Here is an 18,786-nt window from a genome sequence, read left to right as displayed (position 1 = left end):
AGCATGAGCACGATGACCCTGTTCCACTCGCCGTTGTCGCCTTTCGTGCGCAAGGTCATGGTGGTGTTACACGAGACCGGCCAGCTTGAGCGTGTGCAGCTGCAGCCGGTGAACATCAGCCCGGTGAGCGGCGACCCGCAGCTCAACCTGGACAACCCGATCGGCAAGATCCCGGCCCTGCGCCTGGAAGACGGCACCGTGCTGCATGACAGCCGGGTGATTTGCGAGTACCTCGACATGCAGCACGTAGGCCTGCCGCTGCTGCCACGAGAAGGTTCGGCGCGCTGGCGGCGCATGACCTTGGTCTCACAGGCCGATGCGATCATGGATGCGGCGGTGTCGAGCCGTTATGAGAGCTTCCTGCGGCCAGAAGACAAGCGCTGGGATGGCTGGCTGCAGGCGCAGGGTGACAAGATCCGCCGGAGCCTGGCCAACCTTGAGGAGGAGCACTTGCCTGAGCTGATCTCCGGCTTCGACCTGGCGGCGATTGGCGTGGCCTGTGCGCTGGGCTATCTGGATCTGCGTCAGCCCGGGTTTGGCTGGCGCGAGCACCAGCCTGGGTTGGCGGCGTGGTATGCCGAGGTGGTCAAGCGGCCATCGATGGTCGCTACAGCGCCAGTGGCCTGACAGGGCCCCTTCGCGGGTAAACCCGCTCCTACAGGTTTTCCACAGTGTTCGCTATCTGTGGTGGGCTTGTGGGAGCGGGCGTGCCCGCGAAGGCCTCACCTCGGTATCACAGGAAACAACAGCCCGATCCTGAGCGCCAACCAGCGCCCGATCTCTCTATCCTCCCTCATGCCACCCTCCCCACACGCGCCCAGTCCAGCCGCCGGGTCAGCACCATGAACACCCCAAGCAAACCGAAACACAGCAACGACCCCATCAGCAGCGCATAGTCTTCGGCACTCAGCAGCCCGTAGAGCAGCGCGTACAACGCCGCCAACCCCGCTGCAAAACCCACTCCTCGCCCCAGGCTGCGCAACACATGGCTCAGGTAGAAACCGATCAGCAGCACACAGGCTGAAGCCGACAGCCCATACGCCAAACCAAAGCCAATGTGCTCGGACAACGACAGCAGCAACAGATAGAAGAACGCCAGCGCCACGCCCACCAAGATGTACTGCACCGGGTGCACACTCAGATTCTTCATTACCTCGAACAGGAAGAAACCGGCAAAGGTCAGGGCAATGAACAACAACGCGTATTTGATCGCCCGCTCGCTTTTCAGGTACTGGTCCACCGGGTCTATAAAACTCACGCCAAAGCTGCGCTCACTGAAATCCGTACACTGCCCGGCGTTAGCGCACTGGCGTATGGCATCCTCAAGGTTGGTGGCAAAGAACGAGGTTTGCCAATGGGCACTGAAGCCTTGAGCATCGATTTCGCGGCGGTTGGGCAAGTAATTGCCGACGAAGCTCGGGTGTGGCCAGTTGGCGCGCATGTCCATGCTGCTGGTACGGCCCACGGGTACCACGTGCAACTGGCCGGTACCTTGCAGCGCCAGGTCAAAGCCATAGCTGAACGTTCGCGCCTGTAACCCGTCCAGCCCCGGCAGGCTGGCGTGCACGCCGCCGCGCATCCAGTCGAGCTGGGTGCCGGGCTCGAACGGCACTTTTTGCTCGTCCATGCTCAGCTCCAGAGCACTTTCGATACCGCGGATATCACTGATGCCCACCACCAGGAACGGCTTGTCGAAGCGGTAGTCGTCAAAGTCCTTGTCGATGCCCCAATGCGCCGGGAGCTTGAAGCGGCCGCTGATACGACCTTTGGTGTGAAACAACCGGGCCTGGTAGATGCCGCGGGCGCGCAGTTCGGTGTCCACACCCAGGTCGGCGTCGAAGGTTTCCGGCAGGAAGTACAGGTGGCCGGTGATGGTGCTGGTTTCCTGGGTACGCTCACCGTCCTTTTCGATCCAGCGGCGCTGGTACTTGCGGTACGGCACCACCAGCAGCGGGCCGCTGAGTTGCTGATCGAAGCTGGTGCTCTGGGCGATATCGCGCAGCACACCGTCGCGCATGGCCTGGCGCTCGTCGATCAGGCCGTTGATCAGCAGCAGCGGGATGAGCAACAGCAACATCAGCATGGCGATCATGCCGAGTTTGAAACCGAGGGTCTTGTTCATGTGGCCTCCTGTGGCAGTGGGCGCAGTGTCTGCGCCTTGCGTGGAGGCTTTGTGGAGCGTGTGTGTGATTTATGTGTAATTGAGACTGCTGAGCAGCCCGGCTATCTCAGCTAATGCGCCGCAGCGGCAGCCACAACCGCACCCGTACCCCGCCATCGACGTTGTCCACCGCCAAGGCCCCGCCGTGCAGCTGCATCACCTCGGCCACGAAGTTCAGCCCCAGCCCGGTGCTCTTGCGCCCGCTACCGGGCCGCGGCAGCGAGTAGAACCGCTCGCTGACCCGCCCGATGGCATAGGCCGGTATCGCTTGCCCCTGGTTGAACACACTCAACGCCACGCGTTCGCCAGCGCGCTCCAGGTCGAACAGCAGCGTGCCCCCTTCCGGGGTGAAGTCCAGTGCGTTGTCGAGCAGGTTGGCCAACGCCTGGCGCATCAGGAACGGATCGCAAAGCAAGCGCAAAGTGGCAGGCACCCGCTGACGTACCTGCAAACGGGCGCCTTCGATACGCGCCGCATGGGCCAGCAGCAACTCATCGACCAACGCCGCCAGCGCCACCTGCTGCTCGTCCTCCAGCGCCTGCATCTGCTCGACCCTGGCCAGGTTGAGCAGCCGCTCGATCATCTGCTGCAAACGCTCGCTCTCGCGCTCGATATTGCCGGCAAAGCGCGCCCGCTGATCAGCGGGCATGTCCTCGCCCTGCAACAGCTCGGAAGCACCGCGGATGGCCGCCAGCGGGCTTTTCAGCTCGTGAGTCAGGGTGTGCACGTAGCGCTCGACATAGGCCTTGCCTTCCAGCTGGGTGCGCATGCGCTCCACTGCCTGTGCCAGGTTCGCCAGCTCGCCGCCCTTGTAATGCGGAAGCTCCGCACGCTCACCTTCGCTGACCGCCTGCGCATAACCTGCCAACTTGCGCAGCGAGCGCGCAAGCCACCACGACAGAGCCGCGCCGATCAGCAAGCCCAGGCCGATCAGCCCTAGCCCCAGGGTGAGCAGGCGCCGCTCGGAGCGGTCGATGTAGGGTTGCAATGAGCTATTGGGCTTGGCAACGGTGACAACGCCGATGATCTTGCCGTTGTCGATGATCGGCGCGCCAACGTGCATCACCGAGGTGCTTTCGTCGTTGGGGTCGCTGCGGGTGGAGCGGGCGCCATACTGGCCACGCAGGGTCAGCAGCACGTCATTCCACTGCGAGTAATCCTTGCCCAGGGCCTCGCCACTGGAGTCCAGCAACACGATGCCCTTGGCGTCAGTGACGTAGATGCGGTGGCTGACCTGGTTCTTGGCCAGCCCCCAGATCTGTGCGCCCGGGCTGCGCGAGCCGTAGGCCTCGAGCACCTCGGGCAGGCGGCCCTGGTTCAGGGTGCCGGCCTTGACGTCATCCCGCAGGATTTCTGCCAGCAGGTTGGCAGTGTCTACCAAGGTTTCTTCGGAAGATTGGCGCACTACCGGGCGAATCTGTTCGCGTACGGTATTGAGCAAGAAGTAACCGGCCAAACCGACGAACAGGAAGTACACCAGGAAGATGCGAATACCCAAGCGCATCAGGCGTGCTCCGGGCTATAGCTGTAACCGAGGCCGCGATGGGTCTGGATCGGCTCGGCATCACCCGCTACCTGGCGCAGTTTGGCGCGCAGGCTCTTGATATGGCTGTCGATGGTGCGCTCATAGCCCACGTCGGAGGCCACGCCCAAAGCGTCGAGCAGCTGTTCGCGGCTGAACACCCGCTGCGGTTGTTCGAGCAGGCATTGCAGCAAGCGGAACTCATGCCGGGTCAGCGTGAGCGGCTGGCTGCGGTAGGTAATCTGCATGCGTAGGGTGTCGAGCTGGAACAAGGTGGTTCCGCCGGCAGCCTCGGCCCTCGGAGCCATGCGTTTGAGGATCGCCCGAACGCGCGCTGCCACTTCACGAGGACTGAAAGGTTTTACCACGTAATCATCGGCGCCGATTTCCAGGCCTACTACGCGGTCGATTTCACCGTCCCGGGCGCTGAGAAACATCACCGGCACCTCGGTGAACCGGCGCAGCTGGCGACAGGTTTCGAAGCCACTGATGTCGGGCAGGCCGATGTCGAGGATGACCAGGTCGGCCGGCCGCTGGCGCTGCTGGTCGAGGGCGGCACTGCCCAGGGTTACCCACTCGGTGCTGTGACCGTCGGCCTGCAGGGCGTAGACCAGGGTGTCGGCGATGGCGGCTTCGTCTTCGACGATGAGGATATGGGGCATGGCGTTCGGCCTTGCGGTTTTGAAGGTTGGCACATCTCAGTGTAGGAGCGGGCTTGCCCGCGAACACCGGCGAAGCCGGTGCCTGACACCACATTATGTGTGTTCGCTACATTGTATTGCGCCCGCTTCAAATCAACAGCCTGGCTTGCCAGCAGTGAACTTCTTCGCCGGATTTACCGCCGCCTTGAACTCGCGCAGCGCCTTGGAACCCACCAGCAGCGGGTAGTTGAAGTTGCTGCGGTCCACCAGATTCACCTCGACGGTGCGCTTCACATCCCCCAGGCACAACTCCAGGTCGACCACCGGGCGCTTGGAGACCTCTGGCGCATCCCCTTCGTCCTCTTCATCGGCACGGCCCTTGATCTTGCTGATGCGCGAGACCTTGTGCTCGTACACCTTGCCGTCCGAGTCCTTGGTCGCCAGGCGGAAGCGCACCCACTCGTCGCCATCGCGGGTGAACAGCTCGATATCCTTGGCCGACAGCGACGCGGTGAAGGCGCCGGTGTCCATCTTGGCTTTCAGGGTTTCGCCCAGCTCGGGCAGGGCGATGTTCTCGTAACGGCCGTAGAGGGTGGGCTCGGCGGCCATTACCGGCAGCGCCAACAATGACAACAGGGCTAGCAGTGGTTTCACAGGCAGGCTTCCTTGAAAAGGGTCAGTGCTTAGACTGCACTGGCAAGATAGGTTCGCTTTCACAAGACTAAACAACATAACGTGAAACATTTGTTCCCGCCGCCGGGCATTGGACATTTGGCGTAGACGACCGCCCTGCTTATCATTGCCAACCGTTTATCTCCCACAACAAGAGTCTTTTTATGCGTCGCCTGCTGACCGGCATTCTCACTACCACCCTGCTGCTGCTCAATACTGTGGTATTGATCTGCCCGCTGCTGGTCTTCGCCCTGCTCAAGCTGGTGTTGCCAGGCCGTGGCCGCGACTACGCGTCGTGGGCGGTGATGTGGGTGGCCGAAACCTGGTCGGAAATCGACAAAGCCATCTTCGCCCTGTGCATCCCTACTCAGTGGGACATCCGCGGTGTGGAAAACCTGCGCAAGGACACCTCGTACCTGGCCGTGAGCAATCATCAGACCTGGGTCGACATCCCGGCGTTGATCGAAAGCCTCAACCGCCGTACACCGTTCTTCAAGTTCTTCCTGAAAAAGGAACTGATCTGGGTGCCGTTGCTGGGCCTGGCCTGGTGGGGGCTGGATTACCCGTTCATGAAGCGCTACAGCAAGGCGTTTCTGGAAAAGCACCCGGAGCTCAAGGGCAAGGACCTGGAAATCACCAAGGCGGCTTGCGAGCTGTTCAAGCGCCAGCCGGTGACCGTGGTCAATTACCTGGAGGGCACCCGGTTTACCGAAGCCAAGCGCCAGGAGCAGCAGTCGCCGTATCGCTACCTGCTCAAGCCCAAGGCGGGTGGTGTGGCGTTTGTGCTCGCGGCATTGGGCGAACAGCTGGATGCCCTGCTGGATGTGACCATCGTGTACCCCGGTAATAAGGCGCCGGGGTTCTGGGACCTGCTCAATGGCAGCATTAGCCGGGTGATTATCGACATTCAGGTGCGGGAGCTGGACCCGGCGTTGTGGGCGGGGGATTACGAGAATGATCCTGAGTTCAGGCAGACGGTACAGGCCTGGGTGAACCAGTTGTGGGTGGCGAAGGACCAGCGGATCGAGCAGCTGCGGGCGGAGATGGGCTGAGACCTTCTGCCGCCTGAACTGGCCCATTCGCGGGTGAACCCGCTCCTACAACCGCTTCATTCAGGCATGCGCTGCCCCTTGTAGGAGCGGGTTCACCCGCGAAGAGGCCGGACCTGCCATAGCCAGAATCCGATCAAAACCCAGGCTAATAATCAGCATAAGGATTACTTTTTTGTCTTCCCCCACCTAAGTGGATAAAAATCGACCACAGCACAACTACAAAAATGCCTGGATCGATCAATGGCCAACCCACCCAGCTCTAACCCCGCCCAGCTTCGCCGTGTTCTCGGCCTCCCCGCCCTGGTGTTCTTCGGCCTGGTGTACATGGTCCCGCTGACCATTTTCACCACCTACGGCATCGTCACCGAACTTACCGGTGGCCGCACCGCCGGCGCCTACCTGGTCACCCTGGTGGCCATGCTGTTCACCGCCGCGTCCTACAGCTTCATGGTCAAGCGCTTCCCGGTCGCGGGCTCGGCCTATTCCTACACCAACATGGCCTTCGGCCCCAATGTCGGCTTCCTGGCCGGCTGGTCGCTGTTGCTGGATTACCTGTTCCTGCCGATGATCAACTACCTGCTGATCGGCCTGTTTCTCAACATTGCGTTCCCCGCAGTGCCTGCCTGGGCCTTCGTGCTCGCATGCATCGCTTTGGTGACAGTGCTGAACGTGGTCGGTATCAACTCGGTGGCCGAGACCAGCAACCTGATCGTCGGCGCGCAGATCGTGTTCATTGGCGTGTTTGTCGCGCTGTCCTGCCAGACATTGGCTGGCCAGCCGCTCGACCTGCTGTCGCCGCTAATCGGCGATGGCAGCAAACCTGGCTTTGGCCACCTGATGGCTGGCGCAGCGGTGTTGTGCTTGTCGTTCCTGGGCTTCGACGCCGTATCGACCCTGGCCGAAGAATGCCGCGACGCACGCCGCGACGTGCCACGGGCGATCATCCTCACCACCCTGTTCGCCGGGTTGCTGTTCACCGTGCTGGCTTACGTCAGCCAGTTGGTGCTGCCAGGCAGCAGCTTCGCCAATGCCGATGCAGCGGCCAACGAAGTGATGTTCAAGGCTGGCGGGCAGTTTCTCACCAACTTCTTCACCGCTGCTTATGTGGCGGGCAGCCTGGGTTCGGCGCTGGCCTCGCAGGCCGCGGTGTCGCGCATCCTGTTCACCATGGGGCGTGACAACGTGCTGCCACGGCGCAGCTTTGGTTACCTGTCGCCGCGCTTTGGTACGCCGGTGTTCGCCATTGCGCTGGTGTCGGCGTTCTCGCTGCTGGCGCTGGTGATCGACCTGTCTACCCTCGCCTCGCTGATCAGCTTTGGTGCGCTGGTGGCGTTTTCGGCGGTGAACCTGGCGGTGGTGAAAACGCACCTGATGTATGATGCCTCGCAGCGCAACTTCAAAGGCCTGCTGAGCTATGGTCTGGTGCCGCTGGTAGGGCTGGGGTTGACCTTGTGGCTGTGGACCAGCCTGTCGGCGCTGACGCTGGTGATTGGCCTTTGCTGGTTTGCCTTGGGCCTTGCGTACCTGGCAGTTCTGACAGCAGGCTTCCGCCGCCCCGTCCGCCTGGTAGATTTCTCCGAAGCTGTCTGACCTGATGCAATTTCGCTTTTGTGGGGGCAGCCCTTTCGCGACGCAGGGCCGCCCCTACAGCACTCAGCCCATGGCTTGAGGGCTGTCGCTAGAATCCTCAGACCGAAGGCTGGGCCAATGGCGCTGGGGTAGTCCACAAACTCCCCAGATTCTGCAACAACGACCCGGCAATGCCCTGCTGCCCCAGATACTGCAGAATCAGTGGCGCAAACTGCCCGATCATCCCGGTATCCATCCCCAGCGCCTTGAACGCATTGTCCAGGTCGCTACGGTTTTCCACGTTGTTGCCCAGTGCGTTGCTCAACGCTGACTGGCTCTCGCTGTTCTTGCCGAGCAAATCCCCCAAACCACTCAACCCGCCCAGCGCATTTGCACCGGCCAGCAGGTCCAGGCCCGGCACCGCCTTGGTCAGTTGCCCATAGTCATCGCTGCTAAGGTTGTTGCGCGCCAGCCCCAGCATGGCTCCTGCTCCGCCTACCGCCTGTTCGGGGGTGATGTTCAGCTGGCTGCCCAGGGTGTTGAGCAGATTGGCCTGCGCTTCGGGTGCCTGTACCTGGCCCTGCTGTTGCTGGTTCTGCATGGCGGACACGGCGTTGGCGGCGTCGCTGAGGTTGAAGGCGAACACCGGGCTTGCAGCCAGGGTCATCAGGGTTGCCAGGGTGATTGCTTTCATCGGAAGGGACCTCGTTGGCCGGGATGGCCAAGTAAACGATTGCTTTGACTGATTGTTACAGGGTTTGTTCCGAACTGCCTGTCACCTGACAAATTTGCCAGTTGTGACCCTATGCACATTAGCGCAGATTGAGAGTCTCAAATCGTCTCAGAGGCATCAGAAAATGACGAGCAACGTGAGTAACGAGACAATAGCGCCGGCGGCGTCATGTACAAATGAGCAGCCAAGAATAACGGAGGACGGGATCACATTCTTTTATAAAAATCGTAACTTAGCAAGCTTCATATCTACAAATTACAGTGGTCGGATAGTAGCAGAACAAAACATAAAACTGGCGCAATTAGATCAAGCACAGACAGCCAAAATAATGTCGGTAGATCGAGCTAACTCCGTACTCGGCATAGGCCATGGCTCGATGAAATATTCACCCTATGGCTATATTGAAAGCGACAGCCTGTCAACATTACTCGCATTCAGCGGACAGCGCTTCGATAGGGTTCTCCAAGGATATGTATTGGGCAATGGCTATCGAACATACAACCCAAGACTACGGCGATTTACTAGCCCTGACACACTTAGCCCCTTTGAGGTCGGAGGATTGAATCCTTATGCATATTGTTTGAACGACCCTATCAACAATATCGATCCATCTGGGCACAAGGCATTCAATCTATCTAAGTCATTTAAAAATCTTTTTGGACGAAAAGCCAAAAAAATTGAACGTATCAATAATTACAATAAGTCTGCCACCGACTTCAACAACGAGCGCAAAGAGATGGGACTATTCGACCCATTTGACGAAGAAGGAAATCTTGATATTTATAGATTATATAGGAATAGAAATTTAATCAATAAAATGCCTTCAAAACCCAGCCAAACACTATCAGGAAAAGATAAGGCCTATGCCGCCAAGCATGAAAAAACCCTCGAAGATATCAGTAATGACCAAATCCCCTATTTGAAGCAATCGAAAGATCTAATAAAAGAGCATTCAATCGAATTAGATAAAATTGCAAAAGATGTAGAATACTGGAAGCCTTCGCAGGGTGCGCAACAAAATAGAAACATTCGAAGCACCGCATCCACGCCAGGCCACTTTTGGTTCAACAGCAAACGAACAGATAAGTACGACTAGCAAACTCATGTCAAGCCATTATCAATGAGAGCGTGCAACACTTAAGGCAGCGGCCCTTTCGCAGCGCAAGGCTGCATCTACAGTGCGCCAGTGCGGACTTTGATCAGTTATATATAAAAAAGCCCCTCAAATTGAGGGGCTCTTGTCAGACAACTGCTTTTTACGCAGCACCCCACATCTTGTGCGGGTCGATCACAAACTTCTTAGGCACACCCGCATCAAACTCGCCATACCCTTCCGGCGCCTGATCCAGGTTGATCACCTGCACACCTACAACCTCAGCAATGTTGATGCGGTCCCACATGATCGCCTGCATCAACTGGCGGTTGTATTTCATGGTCGGGGTCTGGCCGGTGTGGAAGCTGTGCGACTTGGCCCAGCCCAGGCCAAAGCGGATGCTCAGCGCGCCGATCTTGGCTGCAGCATCCACCGCGCCTGGGTCTTCGGTCACGTACAGGCCCGGGATACCGATGTTGCCGGCCACGCGGGTCACTTGCATCAGCGAGTTCAGCACGGTGGCCGGGGCCTCGTGCTTGGCACCTTCGTGGCCATGGCCACGGGCCTCGAAGCCGACGGCGTCGACGGCGCAGTCCACTTCCGGCTCGCCGAGGATGTCGACGATCTGCTCGTGCAGCGGGGTGTCCTTGGACAGGTCGACCACTTCGAAGCCTTGCGACTTGGCATGGGCCAGACGGGCCGGGTTGAGGTCACCGACGATCACGCAGGCGGCGCCCAGCAGGCGCGCCGAGGCCGCGGCGGCCAGGCCGACCGGGCCGGCACCAGCAACGTAGACAGTGCTGCCTGGGCCCACGCCAGCGGTTACGGCGCCGTGGTAGCCGGTGGGCAGGATGTCGGACAGGCAGGTCAGGTCACGGATCTTTTCCATGGCCTTGTCGCGCTCAGGCAGCTTCAGCAGGTTGAAGTCGGCGTATGGCACCAGCACGTATTCGGCCTGGCCGCCGGTCCAGTCGCCCATGTCGACGTAGCCGTAGGCACCGCCGGCACGGGCAGGGTTTACAGTGAGGCAGACACCGGTGTGCATCTCTTTGCAGGAGCGGCAGCGACCGCAGGCGACGTTGAACGGGACCGATACCAGGTCGCCGATCTGCATGCGCTCGACGTCGCGGCCCTTCTCGACGATTTCACCGGTGATTTCGTGGCCCAGGACCAGGCCGACCTGGGCAGTAGTGCGGCCACGGACCATGTGCTGGTCAGAACCGCAGATGTTGGTGGAGACCACCTTCAGGATGACGCCGTGTTCGATTTTCTTGCCGCGCGGGTCCTGCATTTTCGGGTAGTCGATGTGTTGCACTTCGACCTTGCCGGCGCCGAGATATACCACTCCACGATTGCCAGACATTGCTTGTACCTCGCTTGATTATTATTTATGCAGCGTTGGTTGAAGCACCGCCATCCGTGGGCGGCATGTACTACTGGAATGCAGGGAATTGTGGGCCGGATGGCGCCGGACGCACTGACTGGAAGCGACAGGGAGATGCCTTTTAGCGGCAGGGGTGTCGCTGGGGAGTATGGGCAAACAGAGAGGCGGCCTGTGCGGGCCTCTTCGCGGCTAAAGCCGCTCCTACGGGGGACCGCACCAACCCGAGGGCTGTGCTGTACCTGTAGGAGCGGCTTTAGCCGCGAAGAGGCCGGTACCGGTTACTACAGAACGACAGTCCGGTTGGCGTTCAGGAACACCCGCCGCTCGATGTGATAACCCACCGCCCGCGCCAATGTCAGGCATTCGATATCCCGCCCTTTGGCAATCAGGTCTTCGGGATAGTGACTGTGATCCACCACCTCGACACCCTGGGCAATGATCGGCCCTTCGTCCAGGTCGTTGTTGATGTAGTGCGCCGTGGCACCAACCATTTTCACGCCCTTGTTGTACGCCTGGTGATAAGGCTTGGCGCCTTTGAAACCCGGCAACAGCGAGTGATGAATATTGATCGCCCAACCATCCAGACGACGGCAAAGCTCGGGCGACAGTACCTGCATATAGCGGGCAAGAATGACCAGTTCAGCACCAGTCTCCTCGATCACCTGCAGCACCTTGCGCTCTTGCCCAGGCTTGTCCTTGGGGTCGAGGGCGAAGTGGTAGTAAGGGATCTTGTGCCACTGCGCCAGCGGTTCGAGATCAGGGTGGTTGGACACCACCGCGACCACATCCATGCCCAGTTGCCCAATACGCTGGCGATACAGCAGGTCATTCAGGCAATGGTCAGCCTTGGACACCATGATCACCACCTTGGGGCGGTGGTTGGGCGCGGTCAGCTCGAAAGCCATGCCGAACGCTTCGCTGCGCTCGGCGAGGCCGGCCCGGAAGCCTGCCTCGTCGAAATCGTCCGGCTGGCGGAACTCGACGCGAATGAAGAAGCGTCCCGACTGCCGGTCATCGAAGGAGTGGTGCTCCGTCACGTAGCAGCGCTGCTCGAAGAGGTAACGCGTCACCACGTCGACGGTGCCGAGCATGCTCGGGCAGTCGGCGGTGAGAATCCAGGTATCCGGTGCCCGACTCATGTTCTTGCTCCTTAGGCTTCGATGCTCAGGCCGTATTCGGCAGAAGCGTCCTGCAGCCACAGCCACCAGTAATCGGCGAAGCTGCGGCGAATCACCAGCTCCCAGGTGTCTTCTGCAGTGCGGCGGATCACCAGTTGCGACTTGGCGAACACGGTGCCCACAGCCTTGCCCACCGGGAAGTTGTTCGGGTGAACATCATAGCTGGTGGACTTCATCAGCACGTCGCGCACGTTCGGGCCGCGCAGTTCCAGCAGGCTTTGCCCGCCACTGACATTGACGACCTGAATGTGCTGGCCTTCAAGGGCCGCACGCAGCTTTTGCTCCGCTGCCAGCTCCTGGCCGCCGGGCACGATCAGCAGCCACTCATCTGGGCCGACCCATTGCAGCGACATGTCCTTGTTGGCGACCACAGTCAACGCCACGGGCAGCTCCAGGCCAAGGGCCTTGTGCACGCCGGCGGCGAATTCCGGGTTGTGGCCATCACCACGCAGGGTGAGGTGACCGAGGAACTTGCGTTCACGCAGGGTCACGCCTGCGTTCTTGCGGCCTTTGCCTACCAGGCTGGCCAGGTCGGCATGGTGCAGTGGCGACTGGGCTTTGGCCTCGGCGCCGGGGTTTTGCTGGAAGACGTTGATAGCGCTCATTTCTTACCTGCCTTGAATTCTGGATTCGACCACGATGCCTGCGGGAGACGGCCATCCTGTGGGAGCGGGCATGCCCGCGAATGCGATGTTGAATTCACCGCCCTCTTCGCGGGCACGCCCGCTCCCACAGAGACCTCATTCCACGCCTGGCACCGGTTGGACCGGGGGCCTTAGACGTTCTGCCGCTCACCCTTCGGATCGAAGAACACCGAAGACACGATCTCCGCCTCGATCACGCTGCCATCTGCCTGCGGCGAGTAGACACGCTCGCCCATGCGCTTGAGGCCGCCTTTGACCACACCCATGGCGAACGAGTAGCCCAGGGAGTTGGACGCGTAGCTGGAGGTGACGTGGCCGACCATGTCCATCGGGATTGGCTGTTTCGGGTCGAACACCAGTTGGGCGCCTTCCGGCAGCCACTTGGTCGGGTCGACCGGCTTCAGGCCCACCAGCTGCTTGCGGTTCTCACGTACGCAGTCTTCGCGGTTCATGCCACGCAGGCCGATCCACGAGAACGGCTTGTTGCGGCCAACGCACCAGCTCATGTTCAGGTCGTCCGGGTTCATCGAACCATCGGTGTCCTGGCCAACGATGATGAAGCCCTTTTCTGCACGCAGTACGTGCATGGTCTCGGTGCCGTACGGGGTCAGGTTGTACTTCTTGCCGACCTCGATGATCTGTTCCAGCACGCCCATCGCGTAGTTGGCCTGCACGTTCACTTCGTACGACAGCTCGCCGGTGAACGAGATACGGAACACGCGGGCCGGCACGCCACCGACGTTGCCTTCCTTCCAGGTCATGAACGGGAAAGCTTCCTTGTCCATGTCAATGTCGGTCAGCTCGCTCAGCAGCTTGCGGCTGTTAGGGCCGGACAGGGTCATGGTGGCCCAGTGGTCAGTGACCGAAGTGAAGTACACCTTCAGCTCTGGCCATTCGGTCTGGTGATACAGCTCCATCCACTGCAGCACGCGGGCAGCGCCGCCGGTGGTGGTGGTCATGATGAAGTGGTTGTCGCCGACGCAGGCGGTTACGCCGTCGTCGAAGACCATGCCGTCTTCCTTGCACATCAGGCCGTAGCGGGCCTTGCCCACGTCGAGCTTGGTCCAGGCGTTGGTGTAGATGCGGTTGAGGAATTCGCGCGCGTCCGGGCCCTGGATATCGATCTTGCCCAGGGTCGAGGCGTCCAGCAGGCCCACGCTGTCGCGCACGGCCTTGCATTCACGCGTGACGGCAGCATGGATGTCTTCGCCGGCTTTCGGGAAGTACCACGGGCGCTTCCACTGGCCGACGTCTTCGAACTCGGCGCCGTTCTTCACGTGCCAGGCATGCAGGGCAGTGAAGCGCACGGGCTCGAACAGGTGACCACAGTGACGGCCCGCTACCGCGCCGAAAGTGACCGGCGTGTAGTTGGGGCGGAACATGGTGGTGCCCATTTCCGGGATGGTGATGCCGATCGAACGGGCGGCGATGGCCAGGCCGTTGATGTTGCCCAATTTGCCCTGGTCGGTACCGAAGCCCAGCGCGGTGTAGCGCTTGACGTGCTCGACCGACTCGAAGCCTTCACGGGTGGCCAGCTCGATGCCGGCGGCGGTCACGTCGTTCTGCTGGTCGACGAACTGCTTCGGCCCCTTGGTGCCTTTGTCGTGTGGCACCAGGAACAGTGCCACAGTGGCCTCTTCCTTGCGCGCAACGGTTTTTGGCAGGGTGCCGACAGTGGCCTTGAAACCGGCCTCGGTAGCTGCGCGAACGCCGCCTTCGAAGCCATCGGCAATCACATCGCCCAAGGCATACACGCCGTTGATACCACCGACGCACTCGCGCTTCTGCGGGGCATCGCCCGGCACGAAGCCAAGGATATCGTCACGCCATACCGGGCGACCGCCCAGGTGCGAAGCCAGGTGCACGATCGGGCTGTAACCGCCCGAGGACGCGATCAGGTCGCACTCGAGGATTTCGCCTGGGCTGGTGACTTTGTGCGCCTGCACATCGATCGCCGCCACACGGGCACCGGTGACGTGCTTGCTGCCTTTGGCCTCGATCACGGCGCTGGAGGTGAGGATGCGAATGCCTTTGGCACGCGCTTCTTCAACCAGCGAGCCACGTGGGTTGTGGCGGGCGTCGGCGATGGCGACCACTTGCAGGCCTGCGTCGTGCCAGTCCAGCGCGGCGCGATAGGCGTGGTCGTTGTTGGTCGACAGTACCAGCTTGCGGCCCGGCGCCACGCCATAGCGGCGAACATAGGTGGAAACAGCACCGGCCAGCATGTTGCCCGGCACGTCGTTGTTGCCGTACACCAGCGGGCGCTCGTGGGCGCCGGCAGCCAGTACCACGCGCTTGGCGCGAACGCGGTGCACGCGGTGGCGAACCTGGCCGATCGGGGCGCGGTCGCCGAGGTGGTCGGTGAGGCGCTCGTGAATGGTCAGGAAGTTATGGTCGTGATAGCCGTTGACCGTGGCACGTGGCAGCAGGGTCACTTCCGGCAGGCCTTCCAGCTCTTTGACCACGGCGTTGACCCACTCGGCAGCAGGCTTGCCGTCGAGGGTTTCGCGGGTGTCGAGCAGGCTGCCGCCGAACTCTTCCTGCTCGTCAGCCAGGATCACGCGGGCACCGCTGCGCGCAGCGGCCAGTGCGGCAGCCAGGCCAGCAGGGCCGGCACCGACGATCAGCACGTCGCAGTGCCGGTTCATGTAGTCGTAGCTGTCAGGATCGTTCTGCAGCGGCGCACGGCCCAGGCCGGCGGCTTTACGGATGTACTTCTCGTAAGTCATCCAGAACGATTTGGGGTACATGAAGGTTTTGTAGTAGAAGCCCGGCGGCATCATGCTGCCGCCAACCTTGCCGAGGATGCCCATGACGTCGTTGTTGACGTTCGGCCAGCCGTTGGTGCTGGTGGCGACAAGGCCCGCGTACAGTGCCTGTTGGGTGGCGCGCACGTTGGGGATCTGGGTAGCTTCGCTGGAGCCGATCTGCAGGATGGCGTTCGGCTCTTCGGTACCGGCGGCGATGATGCCGCGTGGGCGCGAGTACTTGAAGCTACGGCCGACAATGTCGACGCCGTTGGCCAGCAACGCGGCGGCCAGGCTGTCACCGGCATAACCCTGGTAGGTCTTGCCGTTGAAGGTGAAGTTCAGGACCTTGCTGCGGTCGATACGGCCGCCGCTGGCGAGGCGATAGGTCTGGCTCATACTTTTTCCCCTTGGCCTTTGACGGTCGACGCGGCGCTGGTGGCTTTGCCGCTGGCGGTCACTTGCGGCTTCTCGCCAATCTTGTAGGTTTCCAGAATTTCGTAGGTCACGGTGTCACGGGTGACGTTGAAGTACTGGCGGCAGCCGGCAACGTGGTCCCACAGTTCATGGTGAATACCGCGCGGGTTGTCACGGTAGAACATGTAGGTACCCCACTCCTCGTCGGAGCAGGCGTTAGGGTCCAGCGGGCGGGCGATGTGCGCCTGGCCAGAGGCGTGGAACTCTTCTTCGGAGCGCAGCTCGCCGCAGTGGGGACAGAAAATATGCAACATGACGGTGTCTCCGGTTAGTGGGCGACGGCGGCGGCGCCGTGTTCGTCGATCAGTGCGCCGTTGTAGAAACGGTCCATGGAGAACGGCGCGGCCAGTGGGTGCATTTCGCCCTTGGCCAGGCTCGCGGCGAAGACGTTGCCCGAACCCGGGGTCGCCTTGAAGCCGCCAGTACCCCAACCGCAGTTGAAGAACATGTTCTTGACCGGGGTTTTGGTGATGATCGGGCAGGCGTCCGGCGAGGTGTCTACGATGCCGCCCCACTGGCGGTTCATGCGAACACGCGACAGGTTGGGGAACATCTCGACGATGGCCTGCAGGGTGTGCTCGATCACCGGGTACGAACCGCGCTGGCCGTAGCCGACCCAGCCGTCGATACCGGCACCGATCACCAGGTCGCCTTTGTCGGACTGGCTGATGTAGCCGTGTACGGCGTTGGACATGATCACGCTGTCGATGATCGGCTTGATCGGCTCGGATACCAGCGCTTGCAGCGGGTGCGATTCCAGCGGCAGGCGGAAGCCGGCCAGCTTGGCCATGTGCCCGGAGTTACCGGCGGTGACCACGCCGACGCGCTTGGCGCCGATGAAGCCTTTGTTGGTTTCCACACCGATGACCGCGCCGTTTTCCTTGCGGAAGCCGATCACTTCGGTTTGCTGAATCAGGTCGACGCCCAGGGCGTCGGCAGCGCGGGCGAAGCCCCAGGCCACGGCATCGTGACGGGCAACGCCGCCACGGCGCTGTACGGTGGCGCCGAGGATCGGGTAGCGGGTGTTCTTCGAGCAGTCCAGGTACGGGATTTCGGCCGCAACCTGGGCAGTGTTCAGCAGCTCGCCATCCACGCCGTTGAGGCGGTTGGCGCTGACCCGACGCTCGGAGTCACGCATGTCCTGCAGGGTGTGGCACAGGTTGTAAACGCCGCGCTGGGAGAACATCACGTTGTAGTTGAGGTCCTGGGACAGGCCCTCCCACAGCTTCATGGCGTGCTCGTACAGGTGCGCCGACTCGTCCCACAGGTAGTTTGAACGCACGATGGTGGTGTTACGGGCGGTGTTGCCGCCGCCCAGGTAGCCCTTCTCGATCACGGCGACGTTGGTGATGCCGTGCTCTTTGGCCAGGTAGTAGGCCGTGGCCAGGCCATGGCCGCCACCGCCGACAATGACCACGTCGTAAACCTTTTTAGGGGTTGGCGTGCGCCACATGCGCTGCCAGTTTTCGTGGTGGCTGAGGGAGTGCTTGAAAAGGCCGAAGCCCGAGTAACGTTGCATGGTGTGTGACTCCACTCAGCGGTAGACAGGGAAATCTGCGCACAGGGCCGCGACGTTCTTCGCCACATCGGCTTCGACGTCTGCGTCACCGAGGTTGTCGAGGATGTCGCAAATCCAGCCAGCCAGGGCCACGCACTGGGCGACCTTGAAGCCGCGGGTGGTGACGGCCGGGGTGCCGATACGCAGGCCCGAAGTGACGAACGGCGACTGCGGGTCGTTCGGCACGGCGTTCTTGTTGACGGTGATATGCGCACGACCCAGGGCGGCGTCGGCGTCTTTGCCAGTCAGGCCCTGACGGATCAGGCTGACCAGGAACAGGTGGTTGTCGGTGCCACCGGAAACCACATCGTAGCCACGGTCGATGAACACCTGGGCCATGGCCTGGGCGTTTTCGATCACTTGCTGCTGGTAGGCCTTGAATCCAGGCTCCAGCGCTTCCTTGAAGCACACCGCCTTGGCAGCGATCACGTGCATCAGCGGGCCACCCTGGGCACCCGGGAATACAGCGGCGTTCAGCTTTTTCTCGATCTCTTCGTTCGACTTGGCCAGGATCAGGCCGCCACGCGGACCGCGCAGGGTCTTGTGGGTGGTGGTGGTGACCACATCGGCGAACGGGATCGGGTTCGGGTACAGGCCAGCGGCAACCAGGCCGGCAACGTGGGCCATGTCGACGAACAGCAGTGCGCCCACCTTGTCGGCGATGGCGCGGAAGCGTGGGAAGTCGAGGGTCTTGGAGTAGGCCGAGAAACCGGCAACGATCATTTTCGGTTTGTGCTCGACCGCCAGGCGCTCGACTTCGTCGTAGTCGATCAGGCCGGTGTTGGTGTCGATGCCGTACTGGACTGCGTTGTACAGTTTGCCCGAGGACGACACCTTGGCGCCATGGGTCAGGTGACCGCCGTGGGCCAGGCTCATGCCCAGGATGGTGTCACCGGCTTGCAGCAGGGCCAGGTAGACCGCGCCGTTGGCCGACGAGCCGGAGTGCGGCTGGACGTTTGCGTAGTCGGCACCGAACAGCTGCTTGGCGCGCTCGATGGCCAGGGCTTCTACCTTGTCTACGTGCTCGCAGCCACCGTAGTAACGCTTGCCAGGGTAGCCTTCGGCGTACTTGTTGGTCAGGCCGCTGCCTTGGGCCTGCATGACGCGCTTGCTGGTGTAGTTCTCCGAGGCGATCAGCTCGATGTGATCTTCCTGGCGCTGTTCTTCGGCATTCATCGCCGCCAGCAGTGCATCGTCGTAACCCTGGATCTGGTCTTGCTTGCTGAACATTGTGTATCTCCCGGCAGCGATCGTTTTTTGTCGTGGGGCACTGTGGCCCTTTGTGGCGATGTTATGACTGGTGGGGCCGGGTCAGATGCCTGCGCACGCCTTGCAATGGCGCGTTTACGACATTC

At 61.3% G+C, this 18,786-nt stretch carries 16 protein-coding genes; 4 read left to right on the top strand and 12 right to left on the bottom strand.

The features are described 5' to 3' along the window. Positions 1 to 3: 3 nt before the first annotated feature. The gene (locus AC3RCM_RS01895) at positions 4 to 627 is read left to right on the top strand and encodes a glutathione S-transferase (RefSeq protein ID WP_020192501.1); all 624 of its coding nucleotides are present in this window, start codon (positions 4 to 6) and stop codon (positions 625 to 627) included. Between the two features lie 166 nt (positions 628 to 793). Here AC3RCM_RS01895 and creD read toward each other — a convergent pair whose 3' ends face one another. From creD to rloA2, 4 genes are all read right to left on the bottom strand, one after another. Beyond that, positions 794 to 2,122, bottom strand: a complete 1,329-nt coding sequence (creD, locus tag AC3RCM_RS01890) for a cell envelope integrity protein CreD (RefSeq protein ID WP_492629324.1) — start codon at positions 2,120 to 2,122, stop codon at positions 794 to 796. A 106-nt stretch (positions 2,123 to 2,228) separates the two neighbouring features. Further along, entirely contained in the window at positions 2,229 to 3,665 is a 1,437-nt protein-coding gene (gene creC / locus AC3RCM_RS01885; RefSeq protein WP_064492512.1) for a two-component system sensor histidine kinase CreC, read from the bottom strand. After that, on the bottom strand, positions 3,665 to 4,345 hold the full coding sequence (creB, locus tag AC3RCM_RS01880; protein WP_019437093.1) for a two-component system response regulator CreB: 681 nt from the start codon (positions 4,343 to 4,345) through the stop codon (positions 3,665 to 3,667). The genes creC and creB overlap by 1 nt, the downstream gene beginning before the upstream one ends. 132 nt (positions 4,346 to 4,477) lie before the next feature. Further along, positions 4,478 to 4,978 (bottom strand): retropepsin-like aspartic peptidase RloA2, encoded by a 501-nt coding sequence (gene rloA2, locus AC3RCM_RS01875; RefSeq protein ID WP_014589395.1) that lies wholly within the window; start codon positions 4,976 to 4,978, stop codon positions 4,478 to 4,480. A gap of 182 nt (positions 4,979 to 5,160) precedes the next feature. On the opposite strand from rloA2, the gene yihG reads away from it, so the two are divergent. Together yihG and AC3RCM_RS01865 are read left to right on the top strand one after the other, a co-directional pair. Continuing rightward, positions 5,161 to 6,048 carry a 1-acylglycerol-3-phosphate O-acyltransferase, YihG family gene (gene yihG / locus AC3RCM_RS01870; protein WP_014589394.1) on the top strand — a complete coding sequence of 296 codons (888 nt, stop codon included), beginning with the start codon at positions 5,161 to 5,163 and terminating at the stop codon, positions 6,046 to 6,048. A 240-nt stretch (positions 6,049 to 6,288) separates the two neighbouring features. Further along, the gene (locus AC3RCM_RS01865) at positions 6,289 to 7,638 is read left to right on the top strand and encodes an APC family permease (protein WP_492629323.1); all 1,350 of its coding nucleotides are present in this window, start codon (positions 6,289 to 6,291) and stop codon (positions 7,636 to 7,638) included. Between the two features lie 97 nt (positions 7,639 to 7,735). Here the strand turns inward: AC3RCM_RS01865 and AC3RCM_RS01860 are convergent, their stop codons facing one another. After that, positions 7,736 to 8,311 carry a DUF2780 domain-containing protein gene (locus AC3RCM_RS01860; protein WP_064490905.1) on the bottom strand — a complete coding sequence of 192 codons (576 nt, stop codon included), beginning with the start codon at positions 8,309 to 8,311 and terminating at the stop codon, positions 7,736 to 7,738. 175 nt (positions 8,312 to 8,486) lie between these two features. Between AC3RCM_RS01860 and AC3RCM_RS01855 the strand changes: the two genes are divergently transcribed. Continuing rightward, positions 8,487 to 9,446: an RHS repeat-associated core domain-containing protein gene (locus AC3RCM_RS01855; protein WP_332873964.1), complete on the top strand. Its 960-nt coding sequence runs from the start codon at positions 8,487 to 8,489 to the stop codon at positions 9,444 to 9,446. 160 nt (positions 9,447 to 9,606) lie between these two features. On the opposite strand, the gene fdhA is transcribed toward AC3RCM_RS01855, so the two are convergent. The 7 genes from fdhA to AC3RCM_RS01820 form a co-directional block, all read right to left on the bottom strand. Beyond that, positions 9,607 to 10,806, bottom strand: a complete 1,200-nt coding sequence (gene fdhA / locus AC3RCM_RS01850) for a formaldehyde dehydrogenase, glutathione-independent (protein ID WP_011953256.1) — start codon at positions 10,804 to 10,806, stop codon at positions 9,607 to 9,609. A 302-nt stretch (positions 10,807 to 11,108) separates the two neighbouring features. Continuing rightward, on the bottom strand, positions 11,109 to 11,966 hold the full coding sequence (gene purU / locus AC3RCM_RS01845) for a formyltetrahydrofolate deformylase (RefSeq protein WP_016714526.1): 858 nt from the start codon (positions 11,964 to 11,966) through the stop codon (positions 11,109 to 11,111). Between the two features lie 11 nt (positions 11,967 to 11,977). Next, a complete protein-coding gene (locus tag AC3RCM_RS01840; protein WP_003255677.1) occupies positions 11,978 to 12,610 on the bottom strand; it encodes a sarcosine oxidase subunit gamma in 633 nt (210 codons plus the stop codon). A 170-nt stretch (positions 12,611 to 12,780) separates the two neighbouring features. Beyond that, positions 12,781 to 15,795, bottom strand: a complete 3,015-nt coding sequence (locus AC3RCM_RS01835) for a sarcosine oxidase subunit alpha (RefSeq protein WP_064490904.1) — start codon at positions 15,793 to 15,795, stop codon at positions 12,781 to 12,783. Continuing rightward, a complete protein-coding gene (locus tag AC3RCM_RS01830; protein ID WP_010951682.1) occupies positions 15,792 to 16,127 on the bottom strand; it encodes a sarcosine oxidase subunit delta in 336 nt (111 codons plus the stop codon). The genes AC3RCM_RS01835 and AC3RCM_RS01830 overlap by 4 nt, the downstream gene beginning before the upstream one ends. Positions 16,128 to 16,141: 14 nt before the next feature. Beyond that, positions 16,142 to 17,392 (bottom strand): sarcosine oxidase subunit beta family protein, encoded by a 1,251-nt coding sequence (locus AC3RCM_RS01825; RefSeq protein ID WP_003255680.1) that lies wholly within the window; start codon positions 17,390 to 17,392, stop codon positions 16,142 to 16,144. 15 nt (positions 17,393 to 17,407) lie between these two features. After that, positions 17,408 to 18,661, bottom strand: coding sequence for a serine hydroxymethyltransferase (locus AC3RCM_RS01820; RefSeq protein ID WP_003255681.1), 1,254 nt, complete (start codon positions 18,659 to 18,661; stop codon positions 17,408 to 17,410). Between the last annotated feature and the right edge of the window lie 125 nt (positions 18,662 to 18,786).

This window comes from Pseudomonas sp. GW823-FHT05G12, from assembly GCF_058795575.1.
The sequence above is the reverse complement of the archived record's forward strand: the minus strand, read 5'-3'. Positions and strand labels throughout refer to the sequence as shown.